We start from the raw sequence: 24,695 nt of genomic DNA, 5'->3' as shown, positions 1-24,695 counted from the left end.
CCTCAGATTGACAGCTTTTTGACGCGCTTGCCGCCATACAGCAGGTTTACGATGGCACGTGTACCGACAATCGCGGTAAACATCGACGTCGCCACACCAATACCGGTAGTAATCGCGAACCCTTTAATTGCCCCGGTGCCCACTGCGTACAGGATGATGACCTTGATCAGCGTCGTAATGTTCGCATCAAAGATGGAGCTAAATGCGCCCGCATAACCTTCATTGATGGCCTGCTGCACCGAACGCCCGTTACTCAACTCTTCTTTGATACGTTCGTTGATCAGTACGTTCGCATCGACCGCGACAGCAAGGGTTAAGACGATCCCCGCAATCCCCGGCATACTCAGCGTAGCACCCGGCAGCAACGACATAATACCGACAATCAGCACCAGGTTAGCAATCAGCGCACTGGTCGCAATCAGACCGAACTTCTTATAGAAGAAGATCATGAACAGGATAGACACCACCAGACCGGCCAGACATGCTTCCAGACCCTGTTTAATGTTCTGCATACCCAGGGTTGGGCCGATGGTACGTTCTTCAACAATCTGAATTGGCGCAATCAACGCACCGGCACGTAACAGCAGGGAAAGCTGGCGTGCTTCGTTCGGGTTGTTGATACCGGTGATACGGAAGCTGTTACCCAGACGAGACTGGATATTGGCGATGTTAATCACCTCTTCCTGTTTCACCAGTACTGCACGACCGTTAGCATCTTTCTTACCGCTGTCTTTGTACTCCACAAACAGGGTCGCCATCGGCTTACCGATGTTGTCCTTAGTGAAGTTGGACATGATGTTACCACCTGCGCTATCCAGCGAGATGTTAACCTGCGGCTGATTGTATTCGTCCTGGCTGGAAGTAGAGTCGGTGATATGGTCACCGGTCAGAATCACGCGCTTGTACAGCACAACCGGCTGACCTTCACGAGACTGTTTCACTTCCGAGTCACCCGGTACACGCCCGGATGCCGCAGCGGACTGGTCAACGTTGGTATTTACCAGACGGAATTCCAGCGTCGCGGTTGCGCCCAGAATTTCTTTCGCACGCGCGGTATCCTGAATACCCGGCAGTTCGACCACAATGCGGTCAGCCCCCTGGCGTTGTACCACCGGCTCAGCAACACCCAGTTGGTTAACACGATTACGCAGAATGTTGATGTTCTGCTGTACCGCGTATTCACGGGCTTCGCTCAGGCGCGCATCGGTCATTACCGCACGCAGAGCATTGCTGCCCTGGCTGGAAATAACCAGATCCTGGTGACGTTTGCTCAGGTAAGAGATAGCTTCATCACGGGCGCTGCTATCACGGAAAGTGATGCTCAGACCGTAGTTATCTTCTTTGCGAACAGTAGTATAAGGAATGCCTTTTTCACGCAGATCGCTGCGCAGGCTATCGATATTTTGTTCCTGCAACTTACTCAGCGCGGTGTCCATATCCACTTCCATCAGGAAGTGAACGCCGCCACGCAGGTCAAGACCGAGTTTCATCGGTTCTGCGTGAATGGCAGCCAGCCAGCGCGGGGTTGCCGGAGCTAGGTTAAGCGCCACGACGTACTGATCGCCCAGTACGCCCATTAATACTTCACGTGCGCGCAGTTGGGTATCAGTGGAGTCGAAGCGCGCGAGAATAGCACCCTCTTCCAGAGCCACAGACTTAGGTGTGATTTTATCTTCTTGTAACGTTTTCTGGACCTGGATCAGCGTTTGCTCACTGGCGGCGGCACCGCGCACGCCAGTGATTTGAACAGCCGGATCCTCACCATACAGGTTGGGAAGCGCATAGAGCAGACCGACGACAATAACGACGATCAGCATGACATACTTCCACAAAGGATAACGGTTTAACACGGCAGTTCCCTTTGGGAAAACAATAAATTACAGCGCCTTCATGGTGCCTTTCGGCAGAACGGCAGCTACGAAATCACGTTTGATAACCACTTCAGTGGTGTCGTTCAGCGCGATAGCGATGTAGCCAGATTCTGCTACTTTAGTCACGCGACCCACCAGACCACCGTTAGTCAGTACTTCATCGCCTTTCGCAATGGAGTTCATCAGGTTCTTGTGTTCTTTGGTACGCTTTTGCTGTGGGCGCAGGATCATAAAATAGAAAATCAGACCAAACACCACCAGCATCAGAATCAGAGACATCGGGCTGCCCTGCGCCGGAGCACCTGTTGCCGCTACCGCATCAGAAATAAAAAAGCTCATTCAAATTCCCTCATTATTAAAATTAATCAACGTTCACAGGTGGAACTGGTCTACCCTGACGTTGGTAAAAATCGGTCACGAAGCTCTCTAATTTACCCTCTTCAATAGCCTTGCGTAAACCCGCCATCAAACGCTGGTAGTAGCGAAGGTTATGAATCGTGTTGAGTCGCGCGCCCAATATTTCGTTGCAACGGTCGAGATGATGCAAGTAAGCGCGCGAATAATTGCGACAGGTGTAACAATCACACTCAGCATCGAGCGGACTGGTGTCGCTTTTATGTTTCGCGTTACGAATTTTTACCACGCCGTCAGTCACAAACAAATGACCATTACGGGCATTTCGCGTTGGCATCACGCAGTCAAACATATCGATACCGCGACGCACGCCTTCAACCAGATCTTCTGGTTTGCCGACGCCCATCAGGTAACGCGGTTTATCTGCCGGAATCTGCGGGCAAACATGTTCCAGAATGCGGTGCATATCTTCCTTCGGCTCACCGACAGCCAAACCGCCGACAGCGTAGCCATCAAAGCCGATATCTACCAGACCTTTGACGGAGATATCACGTAAATCTTCGTAAACACTGCCCTGAATGATGCCAAAAAGCGCATTTTTGTTGCCGAGACTATCAAAACGGTCACGGCTACGCTTCGCCCAACGCAAAGACATCTCCATTGAGCGTTTAGCATAGTCCCAGTCGGCCGGATACGGTGTACATTCGTCGAAGATCATCACGATATCGGAACCGAGATCGTATTGAATCTCCATCGACTTCTCGGGATCGAGGAAAATCGGATCGCCGTTGATCGGGTTACGGAAATGCACGCCCTGCTCGGTTATCTTACGGATATCGCCCAGGCTGAACACCTGGAAGCCGCCGGAGTCGGTGAGGATCGGCCCTTTCCACTGCATGAAATCGTGCAGATCGCCGTGCAGTTTCATGATTTCCTGACCCGGGCGCAGCCACAGGTGGAAGGTGTTGCCGAGGATGATCTGTGCGCCGGTTGCTTCAACTTCTTCCGGCGTCATGCCTTTCACGGTGCCGTAAGTACCGACCGGCATAAAAGCAGGCGTTTCTACTACGCCACGTTCAAAAACCAGGCGGCCGCGGCGAGCGCGACCGTCTGTGGTATCCAGTTCAAATTTCATTTTTTCTCCTGCATCAGAGAGACAGTCTGATGATTAAACTTTCCCCACGGAATTACTCCACGGAGTAAAAATATATTAACCCACTGGCGAAGGCGCAATCGGCGCAGCCAGTTTGGGGGCGACCAGCGCACAGCCACCGGAGCGTACACGCAGTACGAGAGGATGGCGAGCACTGCCCGACATCAAAATGGCAAGTGAGATAGCCTTCTCACGGTCGCTCAGAAATAGCCTGCGGATTGTACGTGATAAACATGGCATCCCCGTAACTAAAAAAGCGATATTCCGCTTTTACCGCTTCATGATAGGCGTGCATGGTGTTTTTATAACCAGCAAATGCGGAAACCAGCATAATCAGCGTTGATTCCGGCAGGTGGAAGTTGGTGACCAGAGCATCAATCACCTGATATTTATAGCCCGGATAAATAAAGATTTGTGTATCGCCGAAGAACGGCTCGATGAGATCGTTTTTGGCCGCCTGCGCCGCACTTTCCAGTGAACGTACGGAGGTGGTGCCCACCGCAATCACGCGGTTGCCGCGCGCTTTCGCCGCCAGCACCGCGTCAACCACATCCTGCGGTACTTCCGCATATTCGGAGTGCATAATGTGGTCTTCAATAGTGTCTACGCGCACCGGCTGGAAAGTACCCGCGCCAACGTGCAGGGTGACGAACGCCATTTCAATGCCTTTATCGCGCAGTTTAGCCAGCAGCGGAGCGTCAAAATGCAGACCCGCGGTCGGTGCAGCGACGGCACCCGGTTTTTCGCTGTATACGGTCTGGTACAGCTCGCGGTCGGCGTCTTCATCCGGACGGTCGATATACGGCGGCAACGGCATATGGCCGATGGCGTTGAGGATATCCAGCACGCTGCGTTCGTCGTTAAACTCAACTTCAAACAGCGCGTCATGGCGGGCGACCATCGTCGCTTTAATACTTTCGTCGTCGCCCAGCAGCAGCTCGGCACCCGGTTTCGGCGCTTTCGAGGCACGAATATGCGCCAGAATACGTTTGTCATCCAGCATACGCTCGACCAACACTTCAATCTTGCCGCCGCTGGCTTTACGACCAAACAGACGCGCAGGAATGACGCGGGTGTTGTTAAAGACCAGCAAATCTCCAGGGTTGAGCTTATCGAGCAAATCGGTGAAAGTACCGTGCGTCAGCGCGCCCGTCGGCCCGTCCAAAGACAGCAAGCGGCAGCTACTGCGCTCAGCTTGCGGATAGTGGGCAATCAGGGATTCGGGTAATTCAAAGGTGAAATCGGTAACGCGCATGACACTGACTCAGACTAAAATAAGAGGCGGGTAGTCTAGTGCCGGGGCGTTCTCCCTGCAACCTTTACCCCTCTGGATAAACGTTTAACTATGAATTTTCTTGCACATTTGCATCTCGCTCACCTTGCCGATAGCTCGCTTTCCGGCAATCTGCTGGCCGATTTTGTCCGGGGTAATCCGGAAACGCACTACTCGCCTGATGTGGTAGCAGGCATCTTTATGCATCGTCGTATCGATGTGATGACCGATAACTTACCGCAGGTGCGTGAAGCCAAAGAGTGGTTTCGTAGCGAAACGCGCCGCGTCGCGCCGATTACGCTGGACGTTATGTGGGATCATTTTCTGTCGCGCCATTGGTCGGAAATCTCACCTGACTTCCCGCTGACGGACTTTGTGCGCTATGCCCGTACCCAGGTAACCACTATTTTGCCGGAATCGCCGCCGCGCTTTATCAATCTGAACAACTATATATGGTCAGAGAAATGGCTTGAGCGCTACCGGGACATGGATTTTATCCAGAACGTCCTGAACGGCATGGCCAGCCGCCGTCCGCGGCTCGATGCCCTACGCGACTCATGGTATGACCTCGATACGCATTACGATGCGTTAGAAGAACGATTCTGGCAGTTTTATCCGCAAATGATGGAACAGGCGCGGTGCAAAACCCTTTGATCGCAGCCCGTATTCCCCGCCGGATAAGCAGTAGCCACCGTCCGGCAAAAGATTGATAGACAAAACCTGTCTCATTGATTGCCAGCGCCTCTTTGTCTTATTCCCGAACACTCTCTATACTGGCCCGCGTTGCGTTCCAAAAACCCCTTAACTTTGCAGGAGAATTATATGGTACTGGTAACTCGTCAGGCTCCGGATTTCACAGCAGCTGCGGTACTGGGTAGCGGTGAGATCGTTGAAAACTTCAACTTCAAACAGCATACCAACGGTAAAACCACCGTTCTGTTCTTCTGGCCGATGGACTTCACCTTCGTTTGCCCGTCTGAACTGATCGCATTCGACAAACGTTACGAAGAATTCCAGAAGCGCGGCGTTGAAGTTGTTGGCGTTTCCTTCGACTCTGAATTTGTCCACAACGCATGGCGTAACACCCCTGTCGACAAAGGCGGCATCGGTGCAGTGAAATACGCAATGGTTGCTGACATTAAACGCGAAATCCAGAAAGCCTACGGCATTGAGCACCCGGAAGCGGGCGTTGCGCTGCGCGGTTCTTTCCTGATCGACGCTAACGGCGTTGTTCGCCACCAGGTGGTTAACGATCTGCCGCTGGGTCGTAACATCGACGAAATGCTGCGCATGGTTGACGCGCTGCAGTTCCACGAAGAGCACGGCGACGTTTGCCCGGCACAGTGGGAAAAAGGTAAAGAAGGTATGAACGCGTCTCCGGACGGCGTGGCAAAATACCTGACCGAGAACGTTTCCAGCCTGTAATTGGCATGAATCGACGAAAGGCCCGCAAATGCGGGCCTTTTTTATTGTTCGCAGATCAGATAAGCGATTGCGTCACTTTCCGTTAGTATCGCCAGTGACGATACGCTTATCCAAACCACAATTAAAACGCGAAGCAGGAGCAGCCAAGCGCGCCCCAGAAAGCCCGGTCATCTGACACCGGAATCCCCGATTTCCGCGCAATATCATGCTGGTGACCGTGTACACCGCAGCTACCGCAGCACTGGTGCATCTGCACCATTGCGCCAATTTTCGCCGCAGCAGGTGGCGCTGAGCGATAGTGCCCCGGCACCTTCACTACCGGCGACCAGTCCGGCACAACCGGAATGGCTGGCGGTGCCAGCGGGGTGAAATGCCCGGCGGCGTAAACCACTTTGCCATCAACAATGGTCATTACCGACTCAATACCTTTAATCTCTTCTTCCGGCACGCTGAAGTAATCTTTGGACAGCACCACCAGGTCGGCCAGTTGATCTTTCTCGATGCGCCCTTTCTTACCCTGTTCGCTGGAGAACCAGGCGCTCCCGGCCGTCCACAGTTCCAGGGCCACATCACGCGGCAGGCGATTGTTATCATCGTACATCGCCATACCGCCAACGGTGCGTCCTGATACCAGCCAGTACAAAGCTGTCCACGGGTTGTAACTTGCCACGCGCGTAGCATCGGTACCCAGGCCAACTGGCACATCAGCCGCCAGCATTTTCGCCACCGGCGGCGTATGTTTAACCGCGTCTTTGCCGTAGCGATCGACAAAATACTCTCCCTGGAACGCCATACGGTGCTGGACCGCAATCCCGCCCCCCAGCGCTTTTACGCGTTCGATATTCCGTTCGGTAATCGTTTCGGCGTGATCGAAGAACCAGTGCAGACCATTGAACGGGATATCACGATTTACCTTCTCAAACACGTCCAGCATTCGGCTGATGGATTCATCGTAGGTAGCATGCAAGCGGAACGGCCAGCGGTGCTCAACCAGGTGTCGCACCACGCGCTCCAGCTCATCTTCCATACCTTCCGGCAGATCCGGGCGTGGCTGGAGGAAGTCTTCAAAATCCGCGGCCGAGAAAACCAGCATTTCCCCTGCCCCATTGGCACGATAGAAGTCGGTTCCCTGCCCTGGCTTGAGCATATCGGTCCAGCGTTCAAAGTCTTCCAGTTCCTGCTTCGGACGCTGGGTAAACAGGTTGTAGGCAATACGCACCGTCATCTGTTTGTTGGCGTGTAACTGCTCAATGATCTCGTAATCTTCCGGGTAGTTCTGGAACCCGCCGCCCGCATCGATGGCGCTGGTCAGTCCCAGACGGTTCAGCTCGCGCATAAACTGACGGGTCGAGTTAACCTGCATTTCCAGCGGCAGTTTTGGTCCCTTTGCCAGCGTCGAGTAAAGGATCATCGCGTTCGGTTTAGCGATCAGCATTCCGGTCGGGTTGCCGTTGCTATCACGCACAATCTCACCACCCGCCGGTTCCGGCGTCGCTTTGGTATAGCCAACCGCTTTCAGCGCGGCGCGGTTGAGCAAAGCCCGGTCGTAGAGATGCAGAACAAAAACCGGAGTATCAGGAGCGGCTTCATTCAGTTCTTCGAGGGTTGGCATGCGACGTTCGGCAAACTGGAATTCACTCCAGCCGCCCACCACGCGTACCCATTGTGGCGACGGCGTTCTGTCAGCCTGGTCTTTGAGCATGCGTAGCGCGTCCGCCAGTGACGGCACGCCCTCCCAACGCAATTCCAGGTTGTAATTCAGTCCACCACGAATAAGGTGCAGGTGCGAATCGTTCAGGCCAGGGATCACCGTATGCCCTTGCAGATCGACAACCTGCGTCCCTTCAGCGGCAAAGCTCATTACCCGTTCGTGGCTACCGGTCGCCAGAATCTTTCCGTTGGCGATCGCCACCGCCTCGACCTGAGGACTTTGTCTGTCGAGAGTATGAATTTTTCCGTGAGTCAGAATCAGTGTGGCAGTTTGAGACATAACAATCTCCTGAGATACCGGTCAGGCTTTTTTCAGCCATCCGGCAAACAGACGGGTTACGATGGGCATCCAGAACCAGACCACCAGCGCAACCACAAAGGCATCATTGATGAGATGCAGGAGTAACGAGCCCTTCATTGCAGGCAGCACAATGCCGGTCAACCACGGCACCAGATTGGTGCTGGGAAATATCACCAGCAGGGTTATCAGAAACTGTTTCCAGCGTTTGGGCTGTCGTACATGGGGCGCGGGCGGCGTAAACCAGAATGCTGCTTCGGTGCGAATTTCGGTTTTGTCACCTTCAGCCAGCAGTGGAGCAATCTCTTCGACCAACACGCGGCGCGTATCGGACTGGGTCCAGCTATACAGATGCTCAAGCGTGTCGAAGCGGATAATGATGTTCCACAGGTTGTTGCCATCTGCCGGGCGAATCACGTTCGCCCCGAGATGACCGGGAAATTCAGCCGCTACAGGCATGATTTTCCCCAGCCACTGCTCATACCGCTGCGCCTGCTCAGGTAGCAGAGTGTGAGTAATTACCAACGTCACATGTTTGTTCTGCGCCATGAAGGGTTCCTTGTTGACAGGAAACAGGCCGCTTAGGCCAGGAAAGTAATACACAAAATCATTCATGGTGCATCGAGGCGGCAAGGTTGTGGATCCCCGGGAGCTTACATAAATAAGTGACCGGGGGACGCAAGCGAAGCCAACAAAGATGCAACATGAAGGATGACGTGTATTTAAGCTTTACGTTCCGGCGCGCCATGCACCATGGTATAGGCATAATCCACGCCCATACCGTAGGCACCGCTGTGCTCGCGTACCAGATCCATTACGGCGTCGTAGGTTTCTTTGCGGGACCAGTCGCGCTGGTACTCGAGAAGAACCTGTTGCCAGGTTACGGGTACGGCACCAGCCTGTACCATGCGGTCGATAGAACGCTCATGAGCATCTACGGACGTGCCGCCGGAGGTATCCGTTACCACATAAACTTCATAGCCTGCCTCCAGTGCCATCAGCGCTGGAAAAATCAGGCATACTTCGGTCCACAGCGCGGAGATAATCAGTTTTTTACGCCCGGTCGCTTCCACCGCTTTCACAAACGCCGTATCTTCCCAGGAGTTCATTGAGGTGCGTTCAATGGGTTTGACATCAGGATGAACCGCTAACAATTCCGGCCAGATATATCCGCTAAAACTTTTAGTTTCTACAGAAGTATAAATCACCGGAACATTGAATATTTTCCCGGTTTTCGCTAATGCCACGGTATTATTTTTTAAAGTCTGGCGATCAATATTCGCCACACCGAATGACATTTGCGGCTGATGATCAATAAAAATAAGCGTAGAGTTTTGAGGGTCAATCAGTTCCCGAATAGACATAGCACACCTTCTTAATCAATAAGTTAAAAGGCAACGGTCTGTATCTGCCGTCAGCAGCAGGATCCTGAATCAGAAAGCTTGTTGAGTATAGCGGGAAATTTCTAACGAGTTATTAAAGAAAACTTACCATCCTGTGAAACTATTAATTTTGTGTTGCGATATATCCTAAACAACATCAAAAAAATGCGCATGACTCATCTAATTTATTCACTGGCATTGTTTTTCTTCATTCGGTACAACAGAAGGGTTTAATTTTCAGGATATTTTCTGCTTATGCGCATTAATCTGGATGTTTTGCTTATTCTCGACGCTCTCGACAAACAGGGTTCATTTGCCGCAGCGGCCGAGTCGCTGTTTAAAACCCCTGCCGCACTCAGCTATATGATTCAGAAGCTGGAAAGCGATTTGAATATCGAGCTGCTTGACCGTTCCGGGCACCGGGCAAAATTTACCGATACCGGACAGATGATGCTGGAAAAAGGGCGTTTGCTGCTGAATGCGGCAAAAGATCTCGAAAAACAGGCGGTACAGCTGAGTTCAGGCTGGGAAAAAGAGCTGGCGATTGCGCTGGACGACTCTTTTCCTTTCGCCGCGCTGTTACCCATTATCGATGAATTTCACGCGCTGAATAAGCAAACTCGCCTCAGTTTTACCCACCATACGCTGGCGGGCTCCTGGGAGGAACTGACCCATAACGGAGCAGATATCATCCTGGGAGCGATCAATGAACCGCCAACGTCAGCGGCCTGGTCCTACAAAATGCTCGGCACGTTGGACAATGTATTTGTCGTGGCACCTCAGCATCCGCTGGCCGCAGCGCCAGATGGCCTGACTAACGAGCAGCTGTGCCTGCATCGGGCGATTGTTATCAGCGACAGCGCTCGCTTCTGCCATCCGTTACAAACCAATCTGATGGAGGAACAGGCGCAAATCCGCGTCGATGACTTCCACAGTAAGGTGATGTTACTGCGGGCCGGTATGGGCTGCGGATTTCTCCCCCGCCATATTGCCAGCCCGTGGCTTACCGCTGGCGAGCTGGTGGAAAAAACGGTTATCTCATTTCGCCAAAAAGACGTGGCTTATATGGCATGGCGCAATAACCGCGATGGGCTGGCACAGCGTTGGTGGCGGGAAACGCTGCTGGCAAGCCCGGAGATTGCGCGCTTATATCAATGACCTATCCATACCGAGGCGGAAATCGCCGGCAGCGTCAGGATATCGTCGGTAAGCATACCGTTGCCCTCTTTATGCTGCCATTGACTCACGCTCAGTAATGGCGAGGCTGGCAGGACCACTTCACAAGCGTGGCCACGGTTAATCGCCACCAGTACGCGCTGTCGGTTTAGCACGCGAACAAACACCACCACGTTATCCTCGGCGTAAATCACCTGGCAACCACCGTGGCGAAGCGCCTGATTCTGGTGGCGTAATTTTGCCAGCCGCTGATACAACGCCAGCAGAGTAGCGTCCTGTTTTTCAGGCTGCCACGGGAACGGTTTGCGACAAAACGGATCGTTGTTCCCGTCCAGCCCCACTTCGTCACCGTAGTAAATACAGGGCACGCCAGGCCAGGTAAACAGCCATACCACCGCTAGCGGTAACCGTGCGACGTCTTTACCGAGCAGAGATTTAAAGCGGGCGGTATCGTGGCTGTCGAGCTGATTAAACATCCGCAGCTGTTGCTGATGCGACAACCCCGCGCGGTAGTTATCCATCCACGCCATACAGGTCTGGGCATCAATGGATTGCGGGTCGTATGAAATATCGGTATTGGCAAGGAATCCCCAGAGGGGGAAAGTAAAGCCGCGATAATTCATGGCGGCATCTTCTGCATCGGCCTGCAACCACTGGCGCGCATCGCCAAAATGCTCGCCCACCACATACGCCTCAGACTGCGTTTCTTTTGCCGCCTGCGTAATTCCGGCCACATGTTGTAGGTTGTTACGTGCGCCTCCGGCCTCTCCCAGCATGTGCACCACATCAAGACGCCAGCCGTCCATACTCCACGGCGCTTTCAGCCAGTGGCGGACGATACTGTCTTCACCGCGATAAATTTCATTCACCAGGCTTTCCGAAGAAAAGTCCAGCTTGGGCAGGCTGGAATATCCCAGCCAGTCGAGCGCAACGCCGTCGGCTGAGAAATGATACCAGTCGCGCCAGGGGGATTCTGGATTATGGCACGCCCCGTCCGTCCCCCGATTATGTCGGTCAAACCAGGCGTGCGAATCGCCGCTATGGTTAAAGACGCCGTCGAGAATCAGACGCATGCCCTGCTGTTGGGTGTTGTGCCGCAGACGCAGTAGCGCCCTGTCGCCGCCAAATTGCGGATCAACATGACGGTAATCTTCGGTATCGTATTTATGCACGCTCGGGGCGGTAAATACAGGATTCAGGTACAGCGCCGTGACCCCTAACGTTTTCAGGTACGGTAGCTTTTCGCTGATGCCGTCCAAATCACCGCCATAGAACGTGGAGCCACCGGCCTGAGCCGTAAGCGGTTCATCCCATTCGCGCCGTAAGATGTCGTGTCCGGCGGCGTGGTGGTAATAGACGTTATCCTGGCCCGCTTCACGCGACTGGCTGCGGGCAAAACGGTCCGGGAAAATTTGATAGAAAATCTGATCGGCAACCCACTGCGGACCGTTATCCGGCACATCAACCGCAAACTGCTCCAGACGCGCAGGCGGAAAACGGCCGAATCCCTGCGGGGTGAACCACAGCTGACGATCGGGCCAAAGTAATTTAAAGCTATAGCGTCGACGAGGCTGCCCGCTGGAGAGATCGATCGCCGCTCGCCACGCGGTCACGCCCGGCTGCGGCTGGCTGCGCTGCTTGTGCATAGCCAGCGAAATCTCTTCGTTATCGTTTTCTGCGCGTAGCGTCACCCGCTGGGGTGGATTTTCCCCCGCCAACCATAATGTAATCGTCAGTTGATCTTTGTCTTGCTTAACAAATGGGGCAACCGGAAGGTGCCAGGCGTTCAACATCACGTATCCCCTTTGATGATAATGACGTCACCTTGCCATAGCGAAGTGCAGGATCACTCATCATCTTAACGTTTATTGGGGGAGGAGTTCGGGGGAGGAGAAAATTGCCGGGTAACGCAAAGCTACCCGGCAAAAATATTACTGTGCTTCAGCCAGTTGGCGCTCGCGACGGCGCTTGAATCCCCAGCCGACCAGCAGCAGAACAATCCACGCAAAGCCGACGTACAGCGAAATGCGGGTATCCGGATGATAGCCTATGAGCGCGATGATAAAGACCAGGAAAATCAGGCCAACAACAGTCGTCGTTACCCCACCCGGTACTTTAAATTTCAGCGCTTTGACCTCTTCCGGCGGCAGACGACGACGGAAAGCAATCTGCGACAACAGGATCATAATCCACACCCATACCGTGGCGAAAGTCGCCAAAGAGGCGATCACCAGGAAGACGTTTTCCGGCATGATGTAGTTAAGATACACCGCAAACAGCAGCGCGATAGTCATCACCATTACCGTCACCCACGGCACGCCACGACGCGACGTCTTGGCGAACATTTTCGGGGCACTGCCCTGCTCCGCCATGCCGTGCAGCATACGCCCCACACCGAAGACGTCAGAGTTAATAGCCGACAGCGACGCAGTCAGAACCACAAAGTTGAGGATCCCGGCAGCAAAGGTAATACCCATATGCTGGAACGTCATAACGAACGGGCTACCGTCGGTACCCACCTGGTTCCACGGGTAGATAGACATAATGACGAACAGCGTCCCCACATAAAACACCAGGATACGCATTGGTACGGAATTGATGGCGCGCGGAATAGATTTTTCCGGATCTTTGGCTTCGCCTGCGGTAATCCCGATAATCTCAATCCCGCCATAGGCAAACATCACCATTTGCAGCGACATCACCATGCCGAGCCAGCCGTTGCTGAAGAAGCCACCGTTGCTCCATAAGTTATGGATACCGGTTGGTTGTCCGCCGTTGCCAATCCCCCAAATGATGATACCGAAACCGGCAACAATCATGATGATAATGGTGGCGACTTTGAAGAACGAGAACCAGAACTCCAGCTCACCAAACACCTTCACGCTCATCAGGTTGATGGCGCAGATAATCAGCACCACGCTGAGTACCCAAATCCAGTGCGGTACCGCCGGGAACCAGACGCCCATGTATATGCCGAAGGCTGTCACGTCGGCAATGGCGACAATCAGGATTTCAAAACAGTAGGTCCAGCCGGTAATGTAGCCTGCCAGCGGTCCGAGGTTTTCCTGCGCATAGCGCGAGAAGGAGCTGGCTGCCGGGTTATGAACAGACATTTCGCCCAGCGCACGCATAATAATGTACGCTGCGACACCGCCGATAATATAGGCCAGCAACACGCTTGGCCCCGCCATTTTGATGGCGTCGGCCGAGCCGTAAAACAGCCCGGTACCAATTGCTGAACCTAATGCCATAAAGCGGATGTGCCGGGTGCTCAGCCCACGCTTTAGCTTGTTATTACTTTCCATCGATTCCTAACCTGTTAACACAATAAAAAAACCACGGGGCCATGTTAATAGCCCCGTGGTTAAAACTTATTGTCAGTGATATTAGTGTGCGCTGGAGGTCACTTGTCGACCCGCGGCGCGATCCCAGATAACTGCCAGGACCACCATCACGACTGTTGGCATCAACCACGCCAGCCCCTGCTCCGCCAGCGGTAAACGCTGGGTCCAGGCCGGTAACACGTCGCCAATTGCAGAAGCTTTAATGCCATCAAGGATACCAAAAATCAGGCTGATAAACATCGCAGGTGCAATGACGCGGGAAGAATTATGCCACCATGAGCGGGTAAAGCTTAATACAACCAGTGCGATACATGGCGGATAGATAGCCGTCAGCACCGGAATAGAGATCTGAATCAGATGGCTCAGACCCAGGTTAGAAACCACCATCGAGAAGCCGCCGAGGATAAATACCAGCGTACGATAAGACAGTGGAACGTACTGGGCAAAGAACTCTGCGCAGGCGCAGGTCAGGCCAACCGCGGTGACCAGACAGGCGATGAAAATCAGCGCCGCCAGCAGGAAGCTACCTGCACCGCCAAAGGTGTGCTGAACATACGCATGCAGAATCGCCGCGCCGTTAGCAGACTGATCGACCAGAATCGCGCTATCTGAACCCAGACGGAACAGCGCGAGATACAGCAGCGTTAAGCCCACACCCGCCATTAAACCCGCCCAAACGGTGTAACGGGTCAGCAGACGCGCTTCAGTAACACCACGCGAGCGAGCGGCGTTAACGATAACAATACCAAACACCATCGCGCCCAGCGTATCCATGGTCAGATACCCGTTCACGAAGCCATTAGAAAACGCCGCAGTTTGATAGGCTTCCATCGCATTACTGATCGGGCCTGCAGGCCAGACAATTGCAGCGACAGACAGGACCACCAGCGCCAGGATTTTCAGCGGTGCCAGGAAATTACCCACCGTATCCAGCAGTTTGCCTGGATAAAGCGAAACCAGAATGACAATCGCGAAATAGATAACACTATAGATAAACAGCGGCAGCGCAGAGTCACCAGTCAGCGGTGCAATCCCGACTTCGAAAGAGACCGTCGCGGTACGCGGGGTAGCAAATAACGGCCCAACGGCCAGATAGCAAACGGTCGCCAGCAGCAGACCGGCAACTTTACCGATAGGCGTGCTCAGTCGGTCCACACCACCGCCGACTTTCGCCAGCGCGACAACGGTAAGTACCGGCAGGCCAACGGCGGTAATCAAAAAGCCAAAAGCCGCAGTCCAGACGTGTTCACCTGCCTGCAAACCAACCATTGGGGGGAAGATGATGTTACCTGCACCAACGAACAGTGCAAATGTCATAAATCCCAAAGCGATAATATCGCGCGATTTTAACTGATGGGTCATAAAGTCTTACTGCCTGTGGATGTGGTGTTGAAAATAGTAAATTTTTGCCTTTCCCTGGGGGACAATACAGCGGCATTTTTGCTCAATTCCAGCGGGAAACACTCCCGACCTGGCGCGGCGAAGAATAGTTTTTCGATTTACCGCGTAAATGCAGTCGGTATGACAGCACCTGGAGCGCAATTTAAACGCTTATAACGTTTTAAAGCAAGGTGGGATCCAAAAACCAGAACAATATAGCGATATGAAAAATAGGGTTAGCACAAAAAACCATTTCATGGAAAAAGGTATGGGTAATAATTCGAACAAAAAACAATCAAACATCGTAAAATTCAGGAGGCATCTATTGACCACATAAAAAAAACCAGCTTGCGCTGGCTTTTGGAAAGATTATCTTACGAATACGTCTTAGCCGTTACTTTTGGCAATGAAACGTTCCGGGATCATGAAACTAAATCGCGTCACTTTGCCTGGTTCGCTTTCGATGTTCAAACGGCTGTCGTGATGATGCAGCGCATGTTTCACGATAGCCAGACCCAGCCCGCTACCGCCCGTTTGTCGCGATCTCGCCTTATCCACACGATAAAAACGCTCGGTCAAACGTGGTATATGCTCGGGGGCAATGCCCGGACCGTTGTCTTCCACGCAAAACTCCGCCCCCGACGCCACATGCTGCCAGCGTACGGTAATGTGCGTTCCCGCTGGTGTGTGGTTAACCGCGTTGTACACGAGATTCGAGATAGCGCTACGCAACTGCTCCTCGTTGCCTCGCACATTCAGGCTGTTATCGACATCAAAGGTAAACGTATGTTTATGCTGGCTCAGGGTTTGCGCTTCGTGCTCGATCACGCGCAGCATCATGGGCACATCGACTTTCTCATTCAGCTGCAACGTCGGCGCAGCTTCAATTTTTGACAGCGTCAGCAGCTGTTTCACCAGACCTTCCATACGGTACGTTTGTTCACGCATGGTATGCAGCGCTTTTTCGCGCGTTGTCCCTTCCAGCGGATGCTCCTGCATCATTTCCAGGTAGCCTTGCAGCACCGTCAGCGGTGTGCGCAGCTCATGGCTGGCGTTGGCGAAAAAGTTACGCCGTGAACCTTCCAGTTGGTGCATCTGGGTAACGTCGCGCGCCACCATCAACAATTGCTTATCGGTATAGGGCATCACGCGAATTTCCAGATGCCGTCCGGTATTGAGCACCAGATTGATTGGCCGGCTAAAATCGCGCGTTTTCAGATATTGTGTGAATTCCGGGTAGCGCAGCAGGTTAAGAATATTTTGCCCGCTATCGTCCGGCCAACGCAGTCCCAGAACCTGCTGAGCCAGTCCGTTACACCAGAAGATACCGCCTTCTTCGGTGGTCAACACCACCGCGTCGGGTAGGGATTCCGCCCCGCTGCGAAAACGTTTAATCAGGTTACCCAGTTCTCGACGGCGCTTTTTGTTGCGAAGCTGCATTTGATGCAGCCCATATAACAACGGCTCCCAACTGCCTCGCCCCGGTGGCGGCGTCATACTTCTGTCGACCCATAACCACCAGGATAAACGTAATAAATTCCAGAAATGCCAGATAAGCAGGCCCGTTACCGACGCCAGTAAAAACCAGGGCAGGTAACCGAAAAAAGCGCTAAGGATAAATGCCGGTATGCAGCACAGGATCAGCTCCAGTACCAACCTTTTCCATGACAATCGTTCTAGCAAACGTCTTACTCCATAAACGGCCTAATCCATCAGGCCCTGATTCTTGTCAGTCAAAAGCGGGTCGAAAAACGATATCCCGTCCCGCGAACTGTCTGCACCATACGATCGTGTCCGCTGTGCTCCAGCGCTTTACGTAATCGACGGATATGCACATCAACTGTCCGGTCTTCCACGTAGACATTGGTTCCCCAGACATGATTGAGGAGTTGTTCACGACTGTATACGCGTTCGGGGTGAGTCATAAAGAAGTGCAACAGTTTGAATTCGGTCGGCCCCATATCCAGCGGTTCTTCGCCGGTCATCACGCGATGCGAAGTGGGATCAAGACTCAGCCCCTGCATCTCAATCACCTCTTCCACCGCCATGGGGGAAATTCGACGCAGCACAGCTTTAATACGCGCCACCAGCTCCTTGGGAGAAAACGGCTTGGTAATATAGTCATCCGCACCGGTTTCCAGACCCCGGACGCGATCTTCCTCTTCTCCCCTCGCCGTCAGCATCATCACGGGTATGTCCCGTGTCATGGCTTCGCGCTTGAGATGCTTAATAAACTGTAGACCCGAGCCGCCGGGAAGCATCCAGTCAAGCAGGACGAGATCCGGCCAGGGTTCATTGAGTTGGTTCACAGCACTGTCATAGTCTTCGGCTTCTACGGGTTGAAAACCGTTTTGCTCGAGCACGAAGCAGACCATTTCACGAATTGGAGCTTCATCTTCTACGACCAGAATACGTCTCGCCATGATTTGCCCTGTTTATAATTAAATCGTTTGCCATCAATACGGTGCCATTATGCGTCAGTTTTATGACAGATTTATGAAAAGATAGTCCAGGTTTAACGCAGCCAGACGAATTATGACAGCCCGGAGACAAGATATTACCGTCCTTGAAAGGTTATAATCCCCGCCACTGTTTTATCGTCATGGAACTCTTATGCGCATCCTTCACACGTCTGACTGGCATCTGGGCCAAAATTTCTACAGCAAGAGCCGCGCCGCTGAACATCAGGCCTTTCTCGACTGGCTGCTGGAGACGGCACAATCCCAGCAGGTGGATGCCATTATTGTGGCGGGTGATATTTTCGATACCGGCTCACCGCCAAGCTACGCCCGTGAGCTGTATAACCGTTTTGTCGTCAATCTGCAGCAAACTGGCTGTCATCTGGTGGTGCTGGCAGGCAACCACGATTCCGTCGCCACGCTCAATGAATCCCGCGATATTCTGGCGTTTCTCAACACCACGGTCGTTGCCAGCGCCGGCCATGCGCCGCAGGTACTGCCGCAACGTGATGGCACGCCGGGGGCGATCCTGTGTCCGGTTCCTTTCTTACGACCACGTGACATCATTACCAGCCAAGCCGGGCTAACCGGACAAGAAAAACAGCAGCATTTGCTGGGGGCGATCACCGACTATTACCAGCAGCAGTATCAGGACGCCTGCACGCTGCGTGGCGATCGAAACCTGCCCATCATTGCGACCGGGCATTTGACCACCGTTGGCGCCAGTAAAAGTGACGCCGTACGTGACATTTATATCGGTACGCTGGACGCCTTTCCGGCGCAAAACTTTCCACCCGCGGACTACATCGCACTGGGGCATATTCACCGGGCGCAGGTTATCGGCGGGACGGACCATATTCGCTACTGCGGTTCACCGATTGCCCTCAGTTTTGACGAGTGCGGCAAAAACAAATGTGTACATCTGGTGAGCTTTGAAGCGGGGAAACTCAGCGCCGTTGAAAATCTCACCGTACCGGTCACCCAGCCGCTTGCGGTACTGAAAGGCGATTTAGCTGCCATTACCACCCAGCTTGAACAGTGGCGTAACGTACCACAAGAGCCGCCGATATGGCTGGATATTGAAATCACCACCGGCGACTATCTGCATGACATGCAACGTAAGATCCAGGCCTTAACCGAAGATTTACCGGTCGAAGTGTTATTGGTGCGCCGCAGTCGGGAACAACGTGAACGTATTATGGCCAGTGAACGACGCGAAACGTTAAGCGAGCTAAGCGTAACGGAAGTTTTTGACCGCCGCCTGGCGCTGGAAGAGCTCGAAGAGCCTCAGCGCGAGCGGTTGAATCAGCTGTTTAGCGCAACCTTACACACGCTTGCAGGGGAGAGTGAAGCATGAAAATTCTCAGCCTGCGCCTGAAGAACCTCAACTCCCTGAAGGGAGAATGGAAAGTCGATTTCACGGCAGAACCTTTTGCCAGCAACGGGTTGTTCGCCATCACCGGGCCAACGGGCGCGGGGAAAACCACCCTGCTGGACGCGATATGCCTCGCCCTGTACCACGAAACGCCACGCCTGAATACCGTGTCACAGTCGCAAAATGACCTGATGACCCGCGACACCGCGGAGTGTCTGGCCGAGGTCGAGTTTGAGGTGCGCGGCGAAGCCTACCGCGCATTCTGGAGTCAGAACCGGGCACGCAACCAGCCTGAGGGCAACCTGCAGGTCCCGCGCGTAGAGCTGGCCCGCTGCGCTGACGGTAAAATCCTCGCCGATAAAGTCAAAGACAAGCTGGAGATGACCGCCGAGCTTACCGGGCTGGATTACGGGCGTTTTACCCGTTCGATGCTGCTGTCTCAGGGGCAGTTTGCCGCCTTTCTTAATGCCAAACCGAAAGAGCGCGCCGAGCTGCTGGAAGAGTTAACCGGTACTGAGATCTACGGCCAAATCTCCGCCATGGTGTTTGAAAAGCACAAGTCAGCGCGTACAGAACTGGAAAAACTGCAGGCCCAGGCCAGCGGCGTTGCGCTGTTAGCACCAGAGCAGGTGCAGTCCCTGACGGAAAGTTTGCAGGTACTTACTGACGAAGAAAAACAATACCTTACCAGCCAACAAACCCAGCAACAGCACCTCAACTGGCTTATTCGGCAAAATGAGCTTCAGACGGACATAAACCGCCACCAGCAGGCATTACAGGCAGCACTTCAGGCGCAAGAAGACGCGCAGCCGCAGCTGGCAGCGCTGAGCCTGGCGCAGCCAGCCAGAGCATTGCGCCCTCACTGGGAGCGAATCCAGGAACAAACGGCTACTATCGAGCGTACGCGCCAGAAGATTCAGGAAGTGAATACTCGCTTACAAAGCAGCTTAGCGCTGTGCGGGCGCATCCGTCAGCAGGCGCACACGCAATCGACCGCGATACTCGCCGAACAACAGACGTTAACCGACTGGCTGAACGAACATGACCGCTTCCGCTTATGGAGTAGCGAACTGGCAGGATGGAAAGCGCTTCTGGCGCAACAGTCCGACGCCAGCACCCAGCTACGCCAGTGGCAGCAGTTGCGGGAGAACGACACCCGTAAGCTCAATGCACTAACGCTTCCCGCGCTGACCCTTTCGCCGCAGGAGGTAACGGATGCGTTGGCACAACATGTGCAGCTTCGTCCGCTACGCCAGCGGCTGAGCAATCTGCACGGGCAAATCGCCCCGAAGCAAAAGCAACTGGCACAGTTACGCGCCACGCTTGTACAGCGTCAGCAAGAGCTAACTCAGCGCAACGCGGTGCTTGCCGAAAAACGTCAGCGCTATAAAGATAAAAATCAGCAACTTACCGATGTAAAAGTCATTTGCGAGCAGGAAGCCCGCATCAAAGATCTGGAAAGCCAACGGGCATTATTGCAATCCGGCATGCCTTGCCCGCTATGCGGCTCCACCGCACATCCGGCGATTGAACGCTATCAAACGCTCGAACTGAGCGTGAATCAGACGCGGCGTGAAGCGCTGGAAAAAGAGGTCAAAACACTGGCCGATGAAGGTTCCACGTTACGCGGCCAGCTTGAGGCGATCACGCAGCAACTTCAGCGGGATGAACGCGAAGCACAGACGCTTTCTCAGGAGGAGCAAGCACTTACTCAAGAGTGGCTGACCGTCACCGCCAGCCTCAACGTCACGCTACAACCGCAGGATGACATCGCCCCGTGGCTGGCCGCTCAGGAAGAGCACGAACAACAGCTTCACCAGTTGAGCCTGCGTCATACCCTGCAGGCGCAAATCGCAGCCCATACCGAGCAGATTACCCAGCTCCAGCAGCATATTGACCTGCGCCAGGCGACGCTAACCGCCGAGCTTTCCCGTCATGGTCTGGCCCTTCCGCCCGAGGATGACGTCGCCTCATGGCTAAGCGAACGGGCGAACGAAGCGCAAATGTGGCAACAGCGCCAGAATGAACTGACCGAGTTACAGGCCCGGATTGCCCAGCTTGCGCCGCTGCTGGAAACGCTGCCAGAAACCGAGGCGCTTTCTGAAGACATTGAGGATTTGTCGCTGGAAAACTGGCGGCAGGTGCACGACGATTGCCTCTCCTTGCAGGGACAACGGCAAACCTTGCAGCAGCAGGAAGCACAGGACGTTCAGCACGCCGCAGACATTCAGGCGCAGTTTGATTCCGCATTGCAGGCCAGCATCTTTGACAATTGTGACGCCTTTATTGCCGCCCTGCTGGATGAAGAGACTTTCAACCGTCTTGAGCAGTTGAAGCAATCGCTGGAAAGCCAGCAACAACAGGCACAAACGCTGCTTAATCAGGCCCAGCAGGCGCTGGCGACTCATCAACAGCAGCAACCAATCGGGGTAGATCTCACGCTCACCGCACAACATCTGCACGACGCGCTGGCGCAGCTCACCCAGCTGCTGCGCGATAACACGACTCGTCAGGGCGAAATTCGCCAGCAGCTTAAGCAAGATGCTGAGAACCGCCAGCAGCAGCAGGCGCTGATGCAGGAGATTGAAAAAGTCACGCAGCAGGTCGAAGACTGGGGGTATCTGAATGCGCTGATCGGCTCGAAAGAGGGAGATAAGTTCCGCAAATTTGCCCAGGGGCTGACGCTGGATAACCTCGTCTGGCTTGCCAACAACCAGTTGACTCGTCTGCACGGTCGCTATTTGTTGCAGCGCAAGGCCAGCGAAGCGTTAGAGCTGGAAGTGGTTGATACCTGGCAGGCCGATGCGGTGCGTGACACGCGTACGCTTTCCGGCGGCGAGAGCTTCCTGGTGAGTCTGGCGCTGGCGCTGGCATTATCCGATCTGGTCAGCCACAAAACACGAATTGACTCCCTGTTCCTCGACGAAGGCTTCGGCACGCTGGACAGTGAAACGCTGGATACCGCTCTGGACGCGCTGGATGCGCTCAACGCTACCGGTAAAACCATTGGCGTCATCAGCCACGTCGAAGCAATGAAAGAACGCATTCCGGTGCAGATCAAGGTGAAAAAAATCAACGGTCTGGGCTACAGCAAACTCGACAAGATGTTTGCGGTGGAGTAATCGACCAGCGGATGTGGTGTCACAGGCCGGATAAGCGCTAGCGCCATCCGGCACTCTATGTAGCACAATATTGCATACTCAGGGACGGATATGAAATGGCATTCCACTTCGCTTATCCGCAAGCTATCGCTATTGGCAGCGAACGTTCGCCGCTATGACGCATATCCTGCGTCTTTCTTGTTGGCAGGTGGTATGAAAAAAGTCATTTTCTCTTTAGCGCTGGGAACATTTGGGCTGGGCATGGCCGAGTTTGGCATTATGGGCGTTCTCACCGAGCTGGCGCGGGACGTGGGAATTTCTATTCCTGCCGCTGGCCATATGATTTCGTTTTACGCCTTTGGCGTGGTGCTGGGCGCCCCCATTATTGCGCTCTTTTCTAATCGCTTTTCGCTCAAGCATATTCTGCTGTTTCTGATCACGCTGTGCGTGATTGGCAACGCCATCTTCACCCTCTCCTCCTCTTACTTCATGCTGGCGGTAGGCAGGCTGGTTTCCGGCTTCCCGCATGGCGCATTTTTCGGCGTGGGCGCGATTATCCTGTCGAAGCTGGCCCGTCCGGGAAAAGTCACCGCCGCCGTCGCGGGCATGATTTCGGGGATGACCGTTGCCAATCTGGTTGGCATTCCCGTCGGCACCTGGCTGAGCCAGGAATTTAGCTGGCGCTACACGTTTCTGCTGATAGCAGTCTTTAATATCGCCGTAATAGTCTCGGTCGCTTTTTGGGTCCCCGACATTAGCGATGAGGCAAAAGGGAACCTGCGCGAACAATTTCACTTTTTGAAAAGCCCCGCCCCGTGGCTCATTTTCTCCGCCACCATGTTCGGTAACGCCGGGGTTTTCGCCTGGTTCAGCTACGTCAAACCGTACATGATGTATATCTCCGGCTTCTCCGAATCGCTGATGACCTTCATCATGATGCTGGTAGGATTAGGAATGGTGTTGGGAAATCTGCTGAGCGGTCGGCTGTCTGGTCGCTATACGTCGCTGCGCATTGCGGTGATAACCGACTTCGTGATTGTGCTGGCTCTGCTGTTGCTCTTTGCCTTTGGCGGGATCAAAGTCGCGTCGCTGACCTTCGCCTTTATTTGCTGCGCGGGCCTGTTTGCCCTGTCGGCGCCGCTGCAAATTTTACTGCTGCAAAATGCTAAAGGAGGGGAGCTGCTGGGTGCGGCTGGCGGGCAAATTGCCTTTAACCTCGGCAGCGCGATTGGCGCTTATTGCGGTGGCATGATGCTGACGCTGGGCTTTGCCTACAACTACGTGACACTGCCGGCGGCACTGCTGTCGTTTTCTGCGATGTCGTCACTGTTGCTGTACGGTCGCTTGAAGCGCGCAGTCCCCCAGATGACACACGCTGCCGGATAGCATCTGCGCTACCCGGCTACGCGAACATTACTCCTGCGGCCACAGCCAGGCCGCACCGCGTACACCGCTGGAATCCCCGTGTAGCGCCTTGCGTAGAGGCGTTTCGCACTCGCCACCAAAGACAAACTGCTTAATCAACGTCGGAACGTTTTGATACAGTCGGTCGACATTGCTCATTCCGCCACCCAGCACAATGACGTCCGGATCGAGAATATTCACCACATGAGCCAGTGATTTCGCCAGACGACGCTCATAGCGGCTCAACGCTTGCTCCGCAAGAGCATCCTGCGCATTAACAAGGCTGATAATTTCATTACCTTTGAGCTTCTTACCGCTCAGACGCTGGTAGTCGGTGGCAAAACCGGTCCCGGAAATGAAGGTTTCAATGCAGCCTTGCTTGCCACAATAACAGGGGACTTCCTGTCGAAAACGCAGCTCATCTTCGTCCATCCACGGCAGCGGATTATGCCCCCACTCCCCTGCGGTACCGTTGCCGCCGGTGTGCGCCCGACCATTCAGTGCCACGCCTGCGCCACATCCAGTGCCGATAATCACCGCAAACACGGTTTGCGCCCCCGCCGCCGCACCATCCACCGCTTCTGAAACCGCCAGACAGTTGGCATCATTTGCCAACCGCACTTCGCGATTCAGACGCGAACTCAGGTCTTTGTCAAAAGGGTGTCCGTTAAGCCAGGTCGAGTTGGCATTCTTTACCACCCCGGTGTAGGGCGAGATTGAACCTGGAATGCCCATTCCCACGGTTCCCGTCTGCCCGGTGGCGTTTTCCGCCATCTCCACCAGCGTGGCGATGGTTTCTATCGTTTGCCGATAATCATCACGCGGCGTGGGCAGGCGATGGCGAAAAAGCTGCTCGCCCGCATCGCCAAGCGCAATAACTTCCGTTTTCGTACCGCCCAAATCGATACCTATACGCACTGTTTGCTCCTCTTCCCGATTAACAATGCAAGCATAGCGACAATTCGCTATCATGCCCGCTGGATTTAACGA

The 24,695-nt window shown here is 54.0% G+C and carries 19 protein-coding genes; 6 read left to right on the top strand and 13 right to left on the bottom strand.

Annotated features, from left to right (window positions below; genetic code table 11):
* Positions 1–2: 2 nt before the first annotated feature.
* The 4 genes from secD to queA all read right to left on the bottom strand — a co-directional run bounded on the left by secD (position 3) and on the right by queA (position 4,633).
* On the bottom strand, positions 3–1,850 hold the full coding sequence (gene secD, locus OGY72_RS01615; protein WP_003021547.1) for a protein translocase subunit SecD: 1,848 nt from the start codon (positions 1,848–1,850) through the stop codon (positions 3–5).
* 27 nt (positions 1,851–1,877) lie between these two features.
* Positions 1,878–2,210 (bottom strand): preprotein translocase subunit YajC, encoded by a 333-nt coding sequence (gene yajC, locus OGY72_RS01610; protein ID WP_003021544.1) that lies wholly within the window; start codon positions 2,208–2,210, stop codon positions 1,878–1,880.
* 22 nt (positions 2,211–2,232) lie between these two features.
* Positions 2,233–3,360, bottom strand: a complete 1,128-nt coding sequence (tgt, locus tag OGY72_RS01605) for a tRNA guanosine(34) transglycosylase Tgt (protein WP_126955929.1) — start codon at positions 3,358–3,360, stop codon at positions 2,233–2,235.
* 208 nt (positions 3,361–3,568) lie between these two features.
* Positions 3,569–4,633 carry a tRNA preQ1(34) S-adenosylmethionine ribosyltransferase-isomerase QueA gene (gene queA / locus OGY72_RS01600; RefSeq protein ID WP_126319050.1) on the bottom strand — a complete coding sequence of 355 codons (1,065 nt, stop codon included), beginning with the start codon at positions 4,631–4,633 and terminating at the stop codon, positions 3,569–3,571.
* Between the two features lie 90 nt (positions 4,634–4,723).
* Between queA and acpH the strand changes: the two genes are divergently transcribed.
* Complete coding sequence (acpH, locus tag OGY72_RS01595) at positions 4,724–5,305, top strand: ACP phosphodiesterase (protein WP_003830978.1); 582 nt, start codon at positions 4,724–4,726, stop codon at positions 5,303–5,305.
* Positions 5,306–5,473: 168 nt separating this feature from the next.
* A complete protein-coding gene (locus OGY72_RS01590) occupies positions 5,474–6,076 on the top strand; it encodes a peroxiredoxin (protein ID WP_003021524.1) in 603 nt (200 codons plus the stop codon).
* A 121-nt stretch (positions 6,077–6,197) separates the two neighbouring features.
* Here the strand turns inward: OGY72_RS01590 and OGY72_RS01585 are convergent, their stop codons facing one another.
* The 3 genes from OGY72_RS01585 to OGY72_RS01575 all read right to left on the bottom strand — a co-directional run bounded on the left by OGY72_RS01585 (position 6,198) and on the right by OGY72_RS01575 (position 9,448).
* Positions 6,198–8,066, bottom strand: coding sequence for an amidohydrolase (locus OGY72_RS01585; RefSeq protein ID WP_149281127.1), 1,869 nt, complete (start codon positions 8,064–8,066; stop codon positions 6,198–6,200).
* Positions 8,067–8,087: 21 nt separating this feature from the next.
* Complete coding sequence (locus OGY72_RS01580) at positions 8,088–8,633, bottom strand: antibiotic biosynthesis monooxygenase (protein ID WP_003830975.1); 546 nt, start codon at positions 8,631–8,633, stop codon at positions 8,088–8,090.
* Between the two features lie 173 nt (positions 8,634–8,806).
* The gene (locus tag OGY72_RS01575; RefSeq protein WP_286546381.1) at positions 8,807–9,448 is read right to left on the bottom strand and encodes a hydrolase; all 642 of its coding nucleotides are present in this window, start codon (positions 9,446–9,448) and stop codon (positions 8,807–8,809) included.
* A 273-nt stretch (positions 9,449–9,721) separates the two neighbouring features.
* Between OGY72_RS01575 and OGY72_RS01570 the strand changes: the two genes are divergently transcribed.
* Positions 9,722–10,624 (top strand): LysR family transcriptional regulator, encoded by a 903-nt coding sequence (locus OGY72_RS01570; RefSeq protein WP_286546379.1) that lies wholly within the window; start codon positions 9,722–9,724, stop codon positions 10,622–10,624.
* On the opposite strand, the gene malZ is transcribed toward OGY72_RS01570, so the two are convergent.
* From malZ to phoB, 5 genes are all read right to left on the bottom strand, one after another.
* Complete coding sequence (gene malZ, locus OGY72_RS01565; RefSeq protein ID WP_286546377.1) at positions 10,618–12,435, bottom strand: maltodextrin glucosidase; 1,818 nt, start codon at positions 12,433–12,435, stop codon at positions 10,618–10,620. The genes OGY72_RS01570 and malZ overlap by 7 nt on opposite strands.
* Positions 12,436–12,573: 138 nt before the next feature.
* A complete protein-coding gene (gene proY, locus OGY72_RS01560; RefSeq protein ID WP_003021504.1) occupies positions 12,574–13,947 on the bottom strand; it encodes a proline-specific permease ProY in 1,374 nt (457 codons plus the stop codon).
* A gap of 81 nt (positions 13,948–14,028) precedes the next feature.
* The gene (gene brnQ / locus OGY72_RS01555; protein WP_003021501.1) at positions 14,029–15,348 is read right to left on the bottom strand and encodes a branched-chain amino acid transporter carrier protein BrnQ; all 1,320 of its coding nucleotides are present in this window, start codon (positions 15,346–15,348) and stop codon (positions 14,029–14,031) included.
* A 405-nt stretch (positions 15,349–15,753) separates the two neighbouring features.
* Positions 15,754–17,049 carry a phosphate regulon sensor histidine kinase PhoR gene (gene phoR / locus OGY72_RS01550; RefSeq protein ID WP_286546374.1) on the bottom strand — a complete coding sequence of 432 codons (1,296 nt, stop codon included), beginning with the start codon at positions 17,047–17,049 and terminating at the stop codon, positions 15,754–15,756.
* A 50-nt stretch (positions 17,050–17,099) separates the two neighbouring features.
* Entirely contained in the window at positions 17,100–17,789 is a 690-nt protein-coding gene (gene phoB, locus OGY72_RS01545; RefSeq protein WP_003830970.1) for a phosphate response regulator transcription factor PhoB, read from the bottom strand.
* 190 nt (positions 17,790–17,979) lie between these two features.
* Between phoB and sbcD the strand changes: the two genes are divergently transcribed.
* The 3 genes from sbcD to araJ all read left to right on the top strand — a co-directional run bounded on the left by sbcD (position 17,980) and on the right by araJ (position 23,687).
* Positions 17,980–19,182, top strand: a complete 1,203-nt coding sequence (gene sbcD / locus OGY72_RS01540; protein ID WP_279275130.1) for an exonuclease subunit SbcD — start codon at positions 17,980–17,982, stop codon at positions 19,180–19,182.
* A complete protein-coding gene (gene sbcC, locus OGY72_RS01535; protein WP_286546366.1) occupies positions 19,179–22,322 on the top strand; it encodes an exonuclease subunit SbcC in 3,144 nt (1,047 codons plus the stop codon). Before sbcD ends, sbcC begins: the two co-directional genes overlap by 4 nt.
* Before the next feature lie 192 nt (positions 22,323–22,514).
* Positions 22,515–23,687 carry an MFS transporter AraJ gene (gene araJ / locus OGY72_RS01530; protein ID WP_286546988.1) on the top strand — a complete coding sequence of 391 codons (1,173 nt, stop codon included), beginning with the start codon at positions 22,515–22,517 and terminating at the stop codon, positions 23,685–23,687.
* Positions 23,688–23,714: 27 nt separating this feature from the next.
* Here the strand turns inward: araJ and mak are convergent, their stop codons facing one another.
* On the bottom strand, positions 23,715–24,623 hold the full coding sequence (mak, locus tag OGY72_RS01525; protein WP_286546363.1) for a fructokinase: 909 nt from the start codon (positions 24,621–24,623) through the stop codon (positions 23,715–23,717).
* Positions 24,624–24,695: the final 72 nt, after the last annotated feature.

Source organism: Citrobacter sp. Cpo221 (genome assembly GCF_030332345.1).
GTDB lineage: Bacteria > Pseudomonadota > Gammaproteobacteria > Enterobacterales > Enterobacteriaceae > Citrobacter > Citrobacter portucalensis.
This window is presented reverse-complemented; position numbering and strand designations above follow the sequence as displayed.